15 protein-coding genes are annotated in these 16887 nt (G+C 61.0%); 1 reads left to right on the top strand and 14 read right to left on the bottom strand.

Annotation, left to right across the window (positions count from 1 at the left end; genetic code table 11):
* Window positions 1-12: 12 nt before the first annotated feature.
* The 3 genes from ABOK31_RS06185 to yajC form a co-directional block, all read right to left on the bottom strand.
* Window positions 13-399, bottom strand: coding sequence for an Mth938-like domain-containing protein (locus ABOK31_RS06185; protein WP_075852462.1), 387 nt, complete (start codon window positions 397-399; stop codon window positions 13-15).
* 4 nt (window positions 400-403) lie between these two features.
* Entirely contained in the window at window positions 404-2947 is a 2544-nt protein-coding gene (secDF, locus tag ABOK31_RS06180) for a protein translocase subunit SecDF (RefSeq protein ID WP_349958168.1), read from the bottom strand.
* Between the two features lie 158 nt (window positions 2948-3105).
* Window positions 3106-3453: a preprotein translocase subunit YajC gene (gene yajC / locus ABOK31_RS06175; protein ID WP_047634659.1), complete on the bottom strand. Its 348-nt coding sequence runs from the start codon at window positions 3451-3453 to the stop codon at window positions 3106-3108.
* 207 nt (window positions 3454-3660) lie between these two features.
* Here yajC and ABOK31_RS06170 point away from each other — a divergent pair, with 207 nt between their 5' ends.
* Window positions 3661-4533, top strand: a complete 873-nt coding sequence (locus ABOK31_RS06170) for a DUF815 domain-containing protein (RefSeq protein WP_174174607.1) — start codon at window positions 3661-3663, stop codon at window positions 4531-4533.
* 76 nt (window positions 4534-4609) lie between these two features.
* On the opposite strand, the gene ABOK31_RS06165 is transcribed toward ABOK31_RS06170, so the two are convergent.
* The 11 genes from ABOK31_RS06165 to ABOK31_RS06115 form a co-directional block, all read right to left on the bottom strand.
* Complete coding sequence (locus ABOK31_RS06165; protein ID WP_349958167.1) at window positions 4610-6304, bottom strand: LysM peptidoglycan-binding domain-containing M23 family metallopeptidase; 1695 nt, start codon at window positions 6302-6304, stop codon at window positions 4610-4612.
* Window positions 6305-6471: 167 nt separating this feature from the next.
* The gene (locus tag ABOK31_RS06160; protein WP_174174603.1) at window positions 6472-7125 is read right to left on the bottom strand and encodes a protein-L-isoaspartate(D-aspartate) O-methyltransferase; all 654 of its coding nucleotides are present in this window, start codon (window positions 7123-7125) and stop codon (window positions 6472-6474) included.
* 4 nt (window positions 7126-7129) lie between these two features.
* A complete protein-coding gene (gene surE, locus ABOK31_RS06155) occupies window positions 7130-7894 on the bottom strand; it encodes a 5'/3'-nucleotidase SurE (RefSeq protein ID WP_174174601.1) in 765 nt (254 codons plus the stop codon).
* A gap of 15 nt (window positions 7895-7909) precedes the next feature.
* Window positions 7910-9193, bottom strand: coding sequence for a serine--tRNA ligase (serS, locus tag ABOK31_RS06150; RefSeq protein ID WP_349958166.1), 1284 nt, complete (start codon window positions 9191-9193; stop codon window positions 7910-7912).
* Window positions 9194-9292: 99 nt separating this feature from the next.
* Window positions 9293-10120: a twin-arginine translocase subunit TatC gene (tatC, locus tag ABOK31_RS06145; protein ID WP_174174597.1), complete on the bottom strand. Its 828-nt coding sequence runs from the start codon at window positions 10118-10120 to the stop codon at window positions 9293-9295.
* Window positions 10117-10842 carry a Sec-independent protein translocase protein TatB gene (gene tatB, locus ABOK31_RS06140; RefSeq protein WP_349958165.1) on the bottom strand — a complete coding sequence of 242 codons (726 nt, stop codon included), beginning with the start codon at window positions 10840-10842 and terminating at the stop codon, window positions 10117-10119. Before tatB ends, tatC begins: the two co-directional genes overlap by 4 nt.
* A gap of 55 nt (window positions 10843-10897) precedes the next feature.
* Complete coding sequence (locus ABOK31_RS06135; RefSeq protein ID WP_349958164.1) at window positions 10898-11104, bottom strand: twin-arginine translocase TatA/TatE family subunit; 207 nt, start codon at window positions 11102-11104, stop codon at window positions 10898-10900.
* A gap of 246 nt (window positions 11105-11350) precedes the next feature.
* A complete protein-coding gene (scpB, locus tag ABOK31_RS06130; RefSeq protein WP_349958875.1) occupies window positions 11351-12043 on the bottom strand; it encodes an SMC-Scp complex subunit ScpB in 693 nt (230 codons plus the stop codon).
* Window positions 12044-12086: 43 nt separating this feature from the next.
* Window positions 12087-12884: a ScpA family protein gene (locus tag ABOK31_RS06125; RefSeq protein WP_349958873.1), complete on the bottom strand. Its 798-nt coding sequence runs from the start codon at window positions 12882-12884 to the stop codon at window positions 12087-12089.
* 74 nt (window positions 12885-12958) lie between these two features.
* Window positions 12959-13972 (bottom strand): beta-N-acetylhexosaminidase, encoded by a 1014-nt coding sequence (nagZ, locus tag ABOK31_RS06120; RefSeq protein ID WP_349958163.1) that lies wholly within the window; start codon window positions 13970-13972, stop codon window positions 12959-12961.
* Between the two features lie 127 nt (window positions 13973-14099).
* Entirely contained in the window at window positions 14100-16871 is a 2772-nt protein-coding gene (locus tag ABOK31_RS06115) for an SPOR domain-containing protein (protein ID WP_349958162.1), read from the bottom strand.
* Window positions 16872-16887: the final 16 nt, after the last annotated feature.

Here is a 16887-nt window from a genome sequence, read left to right as displayed (position 1 = left end):
TCGATCCGAAGGTCAGACGGCGATCAGCGCCGCAGCCACGGCACGCGATTCGGAGAGCATGATATTGAAGGTGCGCACGGCGGCCCCGGTGCTCATCGGGTCGGAGGAAATCTGCTTGGCGCGCAAAGCAGCCTTGAGCTCGGCCGGCAGTGGACGCAGCTCCGTGCCGGTGCCGACGAGCAGCACTTCGATCTCTGCGGCCTCATCGAGAACCTTCTGGAAGCGATCCGGCGTCAGCGCATCACCCTGCAGCATGTCCCAGCCATAGATTCCGGAAGGCAGGCAGAGCAGAGAGCCGCGATGTGACATGTCGGCAAAGCGGAAGCCGCCATTGCCGTAAGCGTCGATCGGTGCGCGCCCGGGAAAATGCGCGTTACGGATTTCTATACCTTTTGCCACTGTATCACACCGCTGGTTTGCCTGACTGGATATTGCCGGCCGCGGGTCCATTGCTTTCGCCGCCGGTCTGGAACTTGTCCGGACGCAGCTTGAACAGGATCAGCACAGGCGCCGCAATATAAATCGACGAAAAAGTGCCGATAGCGACGCCGAAAAGCAGAACGAAGGTGAAGGCACGTATCACCTCGCCGCCGAAAATGTAGAGCGCGAGCAGCGCCAGAAGCGTTGTCGCCGATGTCAAAATGGTACGAGATAGTGTCTGATTGATGGAGGCGTCGATCAGAATCGGCAGCGGCATCTGCGAGTAGCGCTTGAGGTTCTCGCGCATTCGGTCATAGACAACCACCGTATCGTTCAGCGAGTAGCCGACAATGGTGAGGATCGCGGCGATGCCGGTCATATTGAATTCCATGCCTGATAGCACGAAGAGACCAAGTGTCAGGATGACGTCGTGCAGCGTCGCGATGATCGCGCCGACCGCAAACTGCCATTCGAACCGCAGCCATATATAGACGAGAATTGCTGCCAGCGCCGCCAGGACGGCAAGTGAGGCGGTGGTGGTGATTTCGCCCGACACGGACGGACCAACCACTTCGACGCGGGAAAAATTGTAATCCCTGCCCAGTTCGTCCTGAACGAGCGAGACGGCGGATTGTTCGGCGTTTTCACCGCCCTCCTGCGCATGGACGCGAACCACCGCACCAAGACGATCTGCGAGCCGTTCGACACGCACGTCGCCCGGGATGACGGCATCAAGACGCGTTTGAATGTCGACTGGATCGGCTACGCCCTGCTTGGCGCGGACTTCTATGATCGACCCACCGGCAAAATCGATGCCGAGATGCATCCCGACCGTCGCAAAGGCAATGAGTGTGATGACGGACAGGGCGGCCGATACCGTGAATGTATAACGTCGGATGCCCATAAAGCGGATATTGGCATTGTCGAAAATGCCGCTGCGCACGCCGACAAGCAAAGTGCGCGGCTTGCGGCGCGAAATCCACATATTCACCAGCGACCGTGTGACGAAGCAGGAAGTGAAGAACGTCGAGATGACGCCGACCATCAGCGTGGCGGCAAAGCCGCGCACGGCGCCGGTGCTCGCATAGAAAAGAATGGCCGCAACGATCAGAACTGTCAGATTGGCGTCAGCGACGGTCGCTGCCGCGCGGTTGAAGCCATGACGCAGCGCATCGACGAGAAGATGGGTCTTCTTTTCCTCCTCACGCACGCGCTCGTAGATCAGCACCAGCGCATCCAGGCCGATGCCGATGATGAGGACGATGGCAGCGACGCCGGGCAAGGTCAGCGTTATGCCGAGCAGGCCCATGAGTGCTGCTACCATGACCATGTTGATGACGAGCGAGATGGTCGCGATGATGCCGAGCAGGCGATAGAAGCCGATCATCAACGCGGCGACAAAGACCGCCGCGGCAATGCAGGCAATCAGGCCATAACGCGCCGTCTCACCGCCGAGACCCGGCTGAATGGTGCGCTCCTCGACTGTCGTCAGCGTCGCGGGCAGCGGCCCGCTCTTGACCATGATGGCGAGATCCTGTGCCCCCTGGGCGGTGAAATCTCCTGGAACATCGATCTCGCCTGTTGCGATAACCGTCTTCAGAGAAGCGGCGGAGATGACCTGATCGTCAAGCACGACGACGATGATCTTGCCGAGATTGCTCGCGGTTGCCTGCGCGAAGCGATGCGTTGCCTCCGGGGTCAACTTGACCGAGACGGCACCCTCGCCCTTTTGATTGTCAACGCTCGCGATGGCATCGGAAAAATCGACGTTCGAGAGCAGCGGCTGCCGCTGCACGAGATAGCCGACGGGCGGATCGTCTTCGGAAAACAGCACATCGGACCCGGCAGGAGGCTGCTTGTCCATGGCGTCCTGCACCGACATCGACTGATCGATAAGGCGGAAACTGAGTTTGGCCGGCTGGCCGAGAAGGTTTTTCAACCGCTGCGCGTCAGCAAGATCAGGCACCTGAACGACGATACGGTCAGATCCCTGCCGGCGGATCAAAGGTTCCCCGACGTCGAGTTGCGCGATACGGGCGTGGATGACCTTTATTGCGCGGGCGATCGCCGACGACACATGGCTGTTGATGTCGGCATCGGTGATATCGAGCGTCAGCGCGCCGTTGTCCCCTTGGGACAGAGCGACGGACGGCTTGTCCGGCCCCGCAGTCAGCGGCCGCAATGCCGTCAGGGCTGTCTGGACCTGTGCGGGATCGCTGACGCGAAGCTGGATCTTCCGGCCGGTGCCGGTGAGGCCCGAATAGGCGACATTGACGGTGCGCAACCGGGTCGCGATATCGCCGACGATGCTTTCCAGGCGATCTTTTTCGACATCACCCCGCTCGATCTTCAGCAGCAGATGCGATCCACCGCGAAGATCGAGGCCAAGCTCGATCTTTCGATGCGCCCACCATGCAGGAAAGGATGAAAGCGCGCGCTCGCCAAGCAGGTTGGGAGCGGCCAGAAGCACGCTCAAGAGAACGACGAACCAGATTAGGGCGGTCTTCCACCAGGAGACGTGCAACATCGCTCTCTCGAATTAGGACTTCCTTACTGCGCCCTACCTTCGACAGAAAATGCAAAGGGCGCAGTAACACCTTGAATTTGTGCACAGTCCTTCAAGAAAGTCGATGCCGAATTTCGAAGATGCGCAGCGGCGCCGGGCGCCGCCTCCAGTAAAGTGCCTTACGCGGCGTCTGCCTTGACGGGCTCACCCTTGACGCGAACCTCGGAAATGGCGCTGCGGACGACGCGGATGCGCACGCCTTCGGCGATCTCGACTTCCAGTTCCTTTTCGTCGATGACCTTGGTGACCTTGCCGACGATGCCGCTGGTGACAATCTGATCGCCGCGACGAATGTTCTTCAGGATCTCGTCACGCTTCTTTGCCTGCGCACGCTGCGGGCGGATGAGAAGGAAATACCAAACGACCATCAGCGGCACAAACAGGATGATCATTTCAAAGCCGGAACCGCCGAAGGCACTCGCAGCCGAATCTGTTGCGCTCTGCGCATATGCGTTGGTGATAAACATCGAGAACTCCCTTGAACTCCTAGCGGGAACAAGGCCCCGCGTCAGGTGGCCGGAATATAGTTACGCGCATGGCGATTGCAACAAAAACAGCCGCAAACCGTACCGTTTTCCCGGTCTGTTAGCCTTTCAGCCCCCAAAGGAGCATGATACCCGGCAAGACAGCGCGCGCATTTTACGACTTTCTTGTTCAATATTCAGGAGGAAACGGTGACTGAAGACCAAAACGCCCTGATCCTTGCCGAAGTCCGTCGCCTTGCCGATGCTGTCGAACGTCTGGCCGGACCGGCCCCGGCGGTCAATGACTGGAATGCCGCCGACTGCTTCGTCTGGGCCCCTGCCCGACTTCATTTGCAACCCGTCCCGCGGCCGAACCGTGTGGCGCTGACCCTCATCCGTGGCGTCGATCACGTGCGCGACATTCTGCACGAGAACACGCTGCGTTTCGCGGAAGGCTTTGCCGCCAACAACGTGCTGCTCTGGGGCGCACGCGGCATGGGTAAATCCTCGCTGGTCAAGGCGGTGCACGAAGACGTGCGCCGGGCGACCGGCGTTTCGCTGAAACTGATTGAGGTGCATCGCGAGGATATTTCCTCGCTGCCGGTGCTGCTGGATATCCTGAAGGCAACACCGCATCGCATCATCATCTTCTGCGACGACCTCTCCTTCGACCATGACGATACTGCCTATAAGTCGTTGAAAGCGGCACTGGACGGCGGCGTCGAGGGCCGGCCAGACAATGTGCTGTTTTACGCCACATCCAACCGTCGGCACCTGCTGCCGCGCCACATGATGGAAAACGAGCAGTCGACGGCAATCAACCCGTCGGAAGCCGTCGAAGAGAAGGTTTCGCTCTCCGATCGCTTCGGCCTCTGGCTCGGTTTCCACAAGTGCAGCCAGGAAGACTATCTGCAGATGATCGATGCCTATGCCGATCACTTCAAGCTTGGCCTCGATCGCGCGCGAATGCACCACGAGGCCCTGGAATGGGCGACGACGCGCGGCGCTCGCTCCGGCCGTGTCGCCTGGCAATATATCCAGGATCTTGGCGGCCGGCTGCGCATCACACTCGACCGCGACTGATCTTCAAGACCAAGCCATAAACGACAAAAAGCCCGGCGTTGACCGGGCTTTTTGCAGAGTCCTTGAGACGCACTACCTATTCAAGGAACGTCATTGGGTTGACCGGAGCCGAATTCTTGCGGACTTCGAAGTGCAGCTGCGGCTGGCTGACATTGCCGCTCATGCCCGATGTTGCCAGCGTCTGACCGCGCTGGACCTTCTGGCCGCGGGTCACGCTGAGCGCATCGGCGTGGCCGTAGACCGTGACCGTGCCGTCGTCGTGGCGGACGAGGACCGTGTTGCCGAGTTCCTTCAGGCCGTTGCCGGCATAGATGACCACACCGTTTTCGGCAGCCTTGATCGGCGTACCCTCGGGAACGGAAATGTCGATACCGTCGTTACGGCTGCCATTGACGTTGGAGCCATAGCCGGCGACGACAGCGCCGCGGACCGGCCAGCGATACTTGCCGATACCGGTTGCCTCAGGCGCATCCGCCTGCGCATCGGACTTGGCAGCATCGTTGATGGACTGGCTCGGCGAGGCGGAGGCAACTTCCTTCGGCTTGGCAGCGGCGTCGGGTGCCGCATCGGCATGGGCAACAACCTTGGGCGCCTGCTTGGCAATCGGATCGGCAGCAGCCTGCTTCGGCTCGACGGGGAGCGCGCCCGGCTTAACCGACGCCTTCTGCGGCTCAATCGAAGCGGTCTTGACCGGATCCGCCGAAGCAACCCCACCATGCGGCAATGCCAGCGCCTGCCCGATGCGAATGCTATCGCCGGCTTGCATGTTGTTCGCGCGCTTCAGTTCGGCGACGGAGACGCCGCTTTCCTTGGCAATTCTCGCCAGCGAATCGCCCGGCTTGACGACATAGGTACCCTTTGGCGTCGGGCCTTTGCCATTGCCTGCGGCAAGCTTGTTGGGATCGGCAAGGCCAGCCTGGGACTTGCCGCGCATCTGGTTGCCGGACGGCAGCGCGAGCGCTTCCTGCTGCGGCGCCTTGGCCGGGCCGGGCATCTTGCCGCCCTTGGAAAGGTCCGTCGCCTCAGAGGCCATCTTGGCCGGACCTGAGACACCTGCGCCATTCATCGTCGGGATGACGATCTGCTGGCCTGGTTGCGCGCCGGCGCCATTGCGCAGGCCGTTCGCGCGCAGGATTTCCTTTTCCGGAACGCCGTAGCGGCGCGAAAGAAGCGCGATATTCTCACCCTGATGCAGCGTCACGCTCGGCGCATTGACCGTAGTCCAGCCGGGCGACATCTGCGGCGCGGCAGCGGCCTTGATCGTGCCCGTCGACATGGTGTCGGGAGCAAGTGCCGGTGCGGCGCGGGAGCCGTTGTTGTTGCGCGATGCTGGGAACGGTTGCGCCATCGCCTCCGATTCCGCCTGCTGCACCCGACGAGGACTGCCGGCGCTGGCGGAAGCGCTCGGAGCAGCAAGATCGGTGCGCTGTATTGCGACAGGCGCGGTCGATGCCCGTGCGCTGGAATAAGATGGATTATAGCGAGCCGGAGAGTTCGGATATGGTTGCGACACCGGTGCACTCTGCTGCGAATAATCCTGCTGGCCGTAACCGCCCGCCTGAGCAACATCGGCGCGCGGCACCGGATCACCATTCGGACCATTGAGGCCGCGGCGATTGATCGACCCCGTCGTCACATTGTCCGTTTTATTGAAGAGCCCGCTGAAACGGGTCGTGTCTGAACTACAAGCTGTTGCAGTGCTCGCCAGGAGGATGGCCACCAGGACTTTCCCTGCCGATTTACCGTAGTTTGAAGAAAGACTGAAACCCATGACTCGACCCACTTAAGACGCAACCGATTATGGGTCGATTAAAGCGCGTTAATCTTACCATGCGGTTAAAGCACTGGTGCGGCATGTGTTTTTTTGAGGAATTGCTAACCATAGAAAATGAAACGGCTCAAAGCGCCTGTTTCACGGGCATCCGCCCGAACTCAGCCTCAAAGATAGGAGGCGAGAAGAGGCACGATGGGCTGGTAGGGAACGTCGAATAATTCTTCGCGCTCGAATCGACTGCCGGTCTTTGTCAAGCGAACCAGGCGGCAAGTACGGTCATCGACGATAAGCGGGGCTATCATCGAGCCGCCGGACACCAGCTGCTCGGCATAGAACCGCGGCATCGTCGTGAAGGCCGCGGTGACCAGGATACGGTCGAAGGTGCCCTCGCCCGGCAGACCGGCGCTGCCATCGGCCTGGCGGATGATGACATTGCGCAGGCCGAGCGCATCCATGCGCTGCTGAGCCGAAGTCGTCAGCGTCTTATAGCGATCGACGGTCAATACGCGCTCGACGATTCGTCCCATGACCGCGGCGGTAAAGCCGCTGCCCGTCCCAATTTCGAGAACGCGATGACCGGGCTTGATCTTCAATCCGTGGAGAATACGCACGACGAGATCAATGCCCTCCATGAAGGCGCCGCAATCAATCGGAATCGTCCGGCTGGAATAGGCATCATCGCCAAATTGCGCCGGCACGAAAGGCAGGCGCGGCGTCTGCTCGACCGCCGTCATCAGATCGATGTCCAATATGCCTTCCGCCCGCAACCGCAGAACCACGGCCGCAAAGCCTTCCTTTTCCACCAAACGAGGTGTCAATCCGCTACTCCATACCGAGCGCCCGCGCCACGCGGTCTTGCGCCGAATAATCCGTCAAATCGAGTTTCAAAGGCGTTACCGAAATACGATTTTGTTTCAACGCCTGAATATCAGTCCCCGGACGGAAGATACCACTCCGCTCGCCGAAGCGAAGCCAATAGTAAGGGAAGCCGCGGCCGTCGGCCCGCTCCTCGACCTGCACATTGAAGGCAAGATTGCCCTGTGCGGTCACTTCCGCTCCGTCGACTTCGTCGGGACGGCAATTCGGAAAATTCAGATTGAGGAAGGTACCGTCAGGCAGATCGACATTCATCAGCTTGTTAAGCAAGGCCGGGGCATGGGTCTCCGCCACCTCCCAGGGAACGACCCGCGCACCGTTGTCATAGACATAGGCCTGGCTCAGCGCGAAGGAGCGTACGCCCTGCAGCGTGCCTTCGATGGCGCCGGCGATGGTTCCGGAATAGGTGACGTCGTCGGCGACGTTCGAGCCGGAATTGACGCCGGAAAGCACGAGATCGGGCTTGATATCCAGCACCTTGCGGATCGCCATGATGACGCAATCGGTCGGCGTTCCCCTGAGTGCATAATGCTTGTCCGAGACTTTGCGCATGCGCAACGGCTCGGACAAGCTTAATGAGTGAGCAAGGCCGCTCTGATCCGTCTCCGGCGCGACGACCCAGACGTCATCAGACAGGGTACGGGCGATACGCTCCAATGCCGCCAGACCTTCAGCGTGAATGCCGTCATCATTGGTCAGAAGAATACGCATCGCCCCACCGCTCGATTATGCTGCTTTTTCGATCCTTTTCAGACCACCCATATATGGCAGGAGTACGTCCGGGACAGTGACCGAGCCATCGGCATTGAGATAATTCTCAAGCACCGCGATCAGGCAGCGGCCGACCGCCGTGCCGGAACCGTTCAGCGTGTGGACGAATTTCGTGCTCTTGTCGTCCTTGCCGCGATAGCGGGCATTCATGCGCCGGGCCTGGAAATCACCGCAGACCGAGCAGGAAGAGATTTCGCGATAGGTATCCTGCCCCGGCAGCCAGACTTCCAGGTCATAGGTCTTGCGCGCGCCAAAACCCATATCGCCTGTCGACAGCGTCATGACCCGATAATGCAGGCCGAGACGCTTCAGCACTTCCTCGGCGCAGGCGGTCATCCGTTCGTGCTCGGCAATGGAGCTCTCAGAGTCGGTAATCGATACCAGCTCGCACTTCCAGAACTGATGCTGACGCAGCATGCCGCGGGTATCGCGGCCGGCAGAGCCGGCCTCCGAGCGGAAGGACGGCGTCAGGGCCGTGAAACGCAGCGGCAGCTTCTCGTGATCGAGGATTTCGCCGGAGACGAGATTGGTCAGCGAAACCTCCGCCGTCGGGATCAGCCAGCGACCATCCGTGGTCCTGAACGAATCCTCGGCAAATTTCGGCAGCTGGCCAGTTCCGAACATTGCCTCGTCACGCACCATCAGCGGCGCGCTGACTTCAGTGTAACCGTGCTCGCCGGTATGCAGATCGAGCATGAACTGGCCAAGCGCCCGTTCGAGGCGAGCAAGCTGCGCAGTCAGCACTGTGAAGCGCGAACCAGAAAGCTTCGTAGCGCGCTCGAAATCCATATAGCCGAGCTCTTCGCCGATCTCGTAGTGTTCCTTCGGCTGATGGTTCCAGGTCGGCTTGGCGCCCCAGACGTGCTTGACGACATTGTCATGCTCGTCCTTGCCGACGGGCACGTCCTCGAGCGGGATGTTCGGAATACGCGACAGCGCATCGTTGAGCTCGGCCGTCAGCGCGCGTTCCTGCTCTTCCGCAGCTGGAAGAGAGACTTTGATGTCTGCGACTTCAGCCTTCAGCTTGTCGGCAAGTTCGCTGTTCTTCTGCGCCATCGCCGCGCCGATCTCCTTCGAGGCGGCATTGCGGCGGGACTGCATATCCTGGACGGACTGAATGACGGAGCGGCGCTTCTCGTCGAGCGCGATGAGGCTTTGCGACTGAGGCTCCGCACCGCGCTTGGCAAGCGCTGCATCGAAAGCCTCGGCATTCTCACGAATCCATCTGATATCAAGCATCTTCGTTCCAGGTCGTTTGACATGAGTATAACTCCGACCGAGGTCTCGGTCGGAGGTCGAAACGGCAATAGCTGGGAAACGAGGCTAAGCCTTCCGCGCCTAGACGTCGTCCGTCTTGGTGATCTCGGAAGCCCCGCCACTCTCTTCAAGCGCTTGCCGCTTACGCTGGCGTTCCACGAGTCGCGCCGCGTAGATGGAAATCTCGTAGAGAAGGATCGTCGGCAGTGCAAGGCCGATCTGGGACATCGGATCCGGCGGCGTCAGCACAGCGGCGACGATGAAGGCGAAAACGATGGCAAACTTGCGCTTTTCCGCCAGCCAGGACGAGGTCAGCAGGCCAACGCGCGCAAGCAGCGTCGTAATGACAGGCAGCTGGAAAACCAGGCCGAAAGAGAAGACCAGCGTCATGATAAGGCTCAGATATTCCGAGACCTTCGGCATCAGCTGGATACCGACCTGACCATCGCCACCCGTCTGCTGCATCTTCAGGAAGAACCACATCACCATGGGCGTGAAGAAAAAGTAGACGAGCGCAGCACCCATCAAAAACAAAACGGGGGACGCAATCAGAAACGGAAGGAAAGCGTTGCGCTCGTTCTTGTAGAGGCCTGGCGCCACGAACTTATAGATCTGCGCGGCGATGATCGGGAAGGAGATCACCAAGGCGCCGAACATGGCGACCTTGACCTGCGTAAAGAAGAATTCCTGCGGCGCCGTATAGATCAACTCGGCCTTTGCGAGATCGAGATGAGCCCATTCGACGGCCCATTTGTATGGATAGACCAGATAATTGAAAAGATGCTTCGCTACTGCGAAACATGCAATGAAGGCGACGAAGAACGACACGAGCGACCAGATCAGCCGCGTGCGCAATTCCATGAGGTGTTCGATAAGCGGCTGCGGCTTATCGTCGATGTCACCCGTCATGCCTGGTCCTTCTTCTTGGGCGTTTTAGGCGTCGCCTTGCTGGCTGTAGCGGTCGGGCGCTTCCTGGGAGCTGGAGGCGTCTTTTCTACGGCTGCAGCGGTCGCGACCTTGCGCGGGGCACGCTTTGGTTTTTCCGTCACGACGGGCGTCTGGACGGCGGCGGCTGCAACGTCGTCAAGCTTGGTGACGGCCTTCGGACGCGGTTTGCGCACGGCCTTAAGCTTCTCGACAGTTTCACTCGCAGCGGCTACCGGCTGTGGAGCGACCGCTGCCACTGCCTCGGGAGCAGCCGCCGGCGACGGACTGCTCGAAGCGGCAGGCGTCGTCGACGTGGCAGCTAGTGCTTCCGGCAGGCCGGACGAAACGCCCGGAACAGGTTCAGACGGCAATGGCGTTGCTGCAGGTGCTGCTTTGTCCGGCGTTGCGGCACGCTGCAGATCCGCCTTTATCTCGTTGCCCATATCACGCAGCGGGTTCATGGCTTCCCGCAGCGAGTTGACTGGATTGAGCTTCTGCGCATCGGCGATCGTCTGGCGCACGTCGTCCAGATCCGCCTCGCGCATGGCTTCGTCGAACTGGGCACGAAATTCGCCAGCGACCTTCCTGGCTCGCGCCGTCATCTTACCGATCGTCCGCAAGGTCGACGGTAATTCCTTGGGACCGATTACGACCAAGGCCACGACGGCGATAATCACGAGCTCGGACCAGCCTATATCGAACATGCAAAGGCTCCTGGGCCAACGGCAAGCCTTTCAGCTTGGCGCCTGCCCGACATGATTACTTCGTTTCGTCAGCCTTGTGCTCGACCGTACGGGACGTCGTCGACGTGGACGTCGACGTATCTTCGTCGTCGTTCATGCCCTTCTTGAAGCTCTTGATGCCCTTGGCGACATCACCCATCAGCTCCGGGATCTTTCCACGGCCGAACAACAACAGCGCGATGGCCAGGACGATCAGCCAGTGCCATATGCTTAGAGAACCCATTGCTTTAACTCCCAATTACAGTGTCTTTCCGATGTAAGACGTTTGTGGATGTTTTTCAAACACCAAAATGTACTGCATCCACGCATATCGGGATGACGAACGCCCATGCGGGCGACCAAACGTCTCCAAGCCAAGAGGATGATGTGTATATTCGCATCCGCTGATGGCGAAAGAGAGACCTGACGCGCCGTTTTGCGAAAATCTGCAGATGCGATTGCGGTCGCCTTTCGGGGACCGAGCAATGCCCTAATCCCCTGAGCTTGCGCCGCTCGGCGGCAGGATGCCGAGCTCTTCCAGATCCATTTGGGTGATCGGATCTTCGTCCTCGGTCAGTTCGTCATTCATCAAGGGCGACGGGATGTTGAAATTGGCCGGAATCCGGCCTGACAATAACCCCGCCCCCTTCAACTCTTCGAGACCGGGCAGATCGCGCAGTTCTTCCAAGCCGAAATGATCGAGGAAATCGCGTGTCGTACCGAGAGTTACGGGTCGCCCCGGTGTGCGGCGGCGGCCGCGGAAGCGGACCCAGCCGGACTCCATCAGGACATCGAGTGTGCCCTTGGAGGTCTGCACGCCCCTGATATCCTCGATCTCGGCGCGCGTCACAGGCTGGTGGTAGGCGATGATGGCCAGCACCTCCAGCGCCGCGCGCGACAACTTGCGCACCTCGCTCTCGTCGCGCCGGATCACGAAGGAAAGATCCGCAGCCGTGCGGAAAGCCCAGGCGCCATCCACCTGCACGAGATTGACGCCGCGCATGGCGTAATCGGCCTTCAGCTTCTGCATGACGGCGGGAATATCGACTCCGCGCGCAACGCGCTCGGCAATGAAAGCCTCGGAGACCGGCTGTGCCGAGGCGAAAACCAGCGCTTCGGCGATGCGCTCGGCCTCGCTCAGCCGACGATCATCGAGATCGGATGTTTCCGCCTCGTACTCCAAATGCTGATGTTCGCCGTCCGATTCGCTCACGCTCTTCCCTGCCCTATTCCGCTGCTTCCAGCGACGAATGCTTCGTCCCGCGCCGCATATAGAGCGGCTGAAACGCGCCCTCCTGGCGAATTTCCAGCTGCCCTTCGCGCACCAGCTCAAGCGAGGCGGCAAAGGCGCTGGCCATCGCCGTCACCCGCTCGCTGGCCGTCGTCATGTAGCTCAGCAGATAATGTTCCAGCGCCGTCCAATCGGTGATCTCACCAATCATACGGTCGAGAATGACTCGGGCATCGGCCAGCGACCAGACACGGCGCTTCTCGATCGTCACCTGAGTCACGGCCTGGCGCTGACGCAGGCTGGCATAGGCCGTCAGGAGATCATAAAGGCTGGCGTCGAAGGCGGACTGGCGGCGATCGGGAATATGTTCCGGCGCGCCGCGCGCGAAGATATCACGGCCGAGGCGATTGCGGTTTACCAGATCGGTGGCCGCATCGCGCATGGCTTCGAGACGCTTGAGGCGGAACGCGAGCGTAGCCGCCATCTCCTCGCCCGTCGGCCCGTCTTCCTTGCTCTGCTGCGGGATCAGCAGCTTGGATTTGAGATAGGCGAGCCATGCGGCCATGACGAGATAATCGGCAGCAAGCTCGATGCGGATGCGCCGGGCGCTGTCGATGAACTGGAGATATTGTTCGGCGAGCGCCAGAACCGAGATACGGGACAGATCGACCTTCTGAGTGCGCGCCAGATGCAGCAGCAGATCGAGCGGTCCTTCAAAGCCGGCAAGGTCGACAACCAGCGCCGGCTCATGCGAGCCGCGCTGCGTCTCGCCTTCCTGCCAGAGCTTGTCCATCGGCGTTGTCGCCTGCTGAAGCTTGTCCGTGCTGCCGCTCACCTTGTCACCCGTCCGTTCCTCGAAGTCCGGTTTTACGCCACCGCGAACATCGCGTCGAATTCCGCCCGAATAGAGGCCTCATCGGCGCCGTCATTCCTGCCGAAAGCCGCTTCGACCGCCTTGGCTCTTGCAAGCGCCGCACCCGCCAACGCCGGAACACTACGGACCACCTGCTGCATTTCGTCCATGACGCCATTGCAATGCAGCACGATATCGCATCCGCCCGCAATAATATTTGCTGCACGCTCGCCAATCGTGCCTTTCAGCGCGTTCATCGAAGTGTCGTCCGACAAAAGCAGGCCCTGGAAGCCGATATGGCCGCGGATGATCTCCTCAATCACCTTTCGCGACGTCGTCGCCGGGTTCTCCGGATCGATATCGGTAAAGACGACATGGCAGGTCATCGCCATCAGTTCGTCCTTGAGCGCCACGAAGGGAGCGAAATCATGTGCCTCCAACTCCGCGCGCGGAACCGAGACGACAGGTAACTCGTGATGCGAATCGGCAAAGCCACGGCCATGGCCGGGCATATGCTTCATCACGGGCAGCATGCCGCCGGCCTTCAGCCCTTCCGCCGCCGCGCGTCCCATCTCCGTCACCGTCACCGGATCGGAGCCATAGGCGCGGTTGCCGATGACGTTGCTCGATCCTTCCACAGGAACGTCCAATACGGGCAGGCAGTCGATATTGATGCCGAACTTCAGCAAATCGAAGGCATGAAGCCGCGACATCAGCCACGCCGCGCGCAAGCCGCGCGCACGATCCTGCCGATAGATATCGCCGAGTGCCTGTCCGGAAGGGTAGTGCTGCAGGATCGGTGGTCGAATGCGTTGCACCCTGCCGCCTTCCTGATCGATAAATACAGGAGCGTTACGTCCGACGCTGTCACGCAGCGACGCCACGAGATCGGCGATCTGCGCCGGCTCGGAAATATTGCGTCCGAACAGGATAAAGCCCCAAGGCTGCTCCCCCTTATAGAAGGATCGTTCTTCGGGCGTGATGGTGTGGCCGCTACAGCCAAGGATCATGGATTTCGATTCGGTCATATCCGAATCATAAAGCCTGCGCTGGGAAATGCGAGTGACGTCAAGCGGGGATACACAGGAACAGCGTACCACAAACGAAAAACGGCGAGCCTATGCCCGCCGTTTTCCGAAGTTTCGTACCTGATCCTTACTTCGAGATCAGGCAGGTGCCGCCGGCGGCGCGATAGCGCGTGCAGATGGCCGCGGCCTCATCCTTCGAGCCGGCGACGACACGGACACGATAGTAGGTGCCCTTGCCGGCGATATCGGCCTTGCGGATCTCCAGCGGATGATTGCCGATGACGCTGGCGAACTTGACCTTGAGGTTGGCCTGCGACTTTTGCGCGTCGGCTTCGGTCGGCAGGGATGCGATCTGGACGCCGTAAGCGCCGCCGCTTGCAGTGGAAGGCGGGGCAGCTGCCGCTGGGCTAGCCGATGCGACCTGCTTCGGCTGAGCCTTGGGCTGAGCTTGAGCTTGGGCTTCCTGGGCCGGAGCAGCCGCATTGGCCTTGGCGGCGGGCTCGGGACGTGCCGTCGGAACCGGGTTCGTCTTGACGACGCGGATCGGCGTGCTTTCGGCGCTGGCAGCATCGGCATTATCCGACTGGGTTGCTGCCGGGGTATTTGCCTGAGACGGGCGCGAATTGGTCGATGCGACCTGATTGTTCGCCGGCTTGGCGGCAGTGGTCGTCGTATCGGCAACCGGCTCATCGCGCGGCACCAGGGAGCCATCAGGCTTGACAATCATCGTGCGCACCTTGCGCGGGGAAACGGACGGCACCTGATCGTCGTTGCTGGCGGCGACATTGGCGTTTCCACCATTCTGGTTCGGCAGCAGGCGCGGATCTTCGGTTTCACCGACCGGCGTCGACGTGACCTGATCGCCGTCGCTGTCGTCAGGCGATACTGCTTCGGGGATCAGCGTCTTCTGGACGACATCAACCGGCTGCTCGTTGGAGGAGACAAGCTCCTTCTGCTTCGGCGCAGCGGTGCTATCGCCGGCAACGCGGTCGTAGACGGCCTTGTCCTGATTCGGAACGACGGTGCCGCCCGGATTTTCCGGCGCGACCTTCACCGGATCGCTGTCGGCTGCAATCACACGCGGCTCTCCGGAGAAGCTGGAGATCGGCGCGCCGTGGCGGACCCAGCTATAGGCGCCGTAGGCACCGACGCCGAGGACCACAATAGCTGCGGCAGTCGTAACCATGCCGCGCAAGGAGCGAACCGGGCGTCGGCTACCCGCGGCCGGGTTCAGCGTCATCCTGGCGACATTCTCGACCGGGTTGGAGGCTTCGCGATAGCTGCGGCGGAAATCCTCTTCGAGCGCACGCTCGAACTCGTCGAACTCCTCGATCGGCTGCTTTGCGACCGGAGCAGCAGGCTGGGCGGCCGCATTCTTCGACCAGGAAGCGGCGACAGCGGCACCACCCAGCGCGGCGGCAACAGCCGGCTTGATCGGCTCTGGCGCTGCTTCCTTGGCCGGAGCACCAAGCAGGCTCGCCATTTCCGAATCCAGATCGAAATCAAATTCCGGCGGAACCGCAATCGGCTCTTCCGGCTCGATCGCCGGCAGGTGCGGAACATGCGAACCCTCGAAGGTTTCGACACGATCCTCCGTCTCGGAGATTTCCGTGGGGTCGAACGGCAGAGGCTGATCGGCCTCGAATACCGGTGCTGCCCTCGTCGCGGCAGGCGCAACATTTGCAGCCGGCGTAACCGACGCCGGTGCAGGCCCCATCGGCTGCGGCACCGCAGCGGTAATCATCGGGGCAGCAGGGGCAGGCGCAACGGGTGTTGCACGGGAAAGGATCGGCTCTGCAACGGGAGCGGCCGGAGGCGGCTGACGTGCAGCAGGAGATTTGTCGGCTTCGGCGAAATCGAGACCGGCAAGCTCCATTTCGATATCGGCCAGATCGAACTCGAAGTCCTGGCCGGCGAATGGATCTTCCGCACCAAAGGTGATCGGCTTCGGCTCTTCATGCCGGGCGACAGCCGCCGGCGCAACCGGCAACTCTGCGAGCTCGGAGAAGGAAGCACCGAAATTGCCGAAATCCGGCTCGTCCTTCGCGGCGGGCGCGTCGGTTCTCGATGGAACCGGGTAGCGATTGACGTCGGCCAGCAGGGCGTCGATCTCGGCGGAAAGTGCAGCCGGATCAGCCTTGGCAACCTTGGGCGGCTCAGGCGCCTGGAAGACTGTCGGAGCAGGCTGAGGTGCGACAGGTTGAGCTATCGCCTCGGGAGCATGCGGAGGTTCAACAGGAGCAAACGCCTCAAAATCAAGGGCACCATCGAACAGCACTTCATCAGAAGCGGCTTTCGGCGCCGGCTGGGCAACAGCAGGCGCTGCAGCCGGCGTGAACTGCTCACGCGAGGCAGCGGGCGTTGCCAGGGTAAAGTTGGCAAGCGGCAGCCGTATGGTAGCGGCAGCGGATTGCGGCGTCGGCTTCAGCACCGGAGCAGCCAGCTGCGGCTCGACAGGTGCGGCCCTCGGCGCCGGCTGCAAAACCGGCGCGATCGACATTTCCAGCTCGTCGATCAGATCGCGAGCGCCGATCGTCGGCTTGACCGGAGCCACAGGCTGCGGCGCAGGCTCTTCGAACTTCGGCTCTTCAAACTTAGGCTCGGCCCGCACAGGCTCGGCGGGATGCGCAGCCTCGTCATGGCTCGGCGGCGACACCTGTTCCGCGGGAGCGGTGATGTCATTTGCCGGACTCATTCGCGGCGTATCGTAGCGTTCGAATTCGCGAAGAAGCTCGTCTTCCAGATTGAAGGCCGGCTCCTGCCGCTGAGCCGCAGGAGTTGCCTGAGCAGCGGGGCGCGGCTCGAAACCCACGATACGAGCAAGTTCTGCGAGCGGATCATCATCCGCAAAGAACTCGTCGTTTCCGCTTGCGCGATACGCCAACTGTTTTTCTGCCATCACCCGTTCCACTCGC

This window comes from Rhizobium sp. ZPR4, from assembly GCF_040215725.1.
GTDB lineage: Bacteria > Pseudomonadota > Alphaproteobacteria > Rhizobiales > Rhizobiaceae > Rhizobium > Rhizobium rhizogenes_D.
The sequence above is the reverse complement of the archived record's forward strand: the minus strand, read 5'-3'. Positions and strand labels throughout refer to the sequence as shown.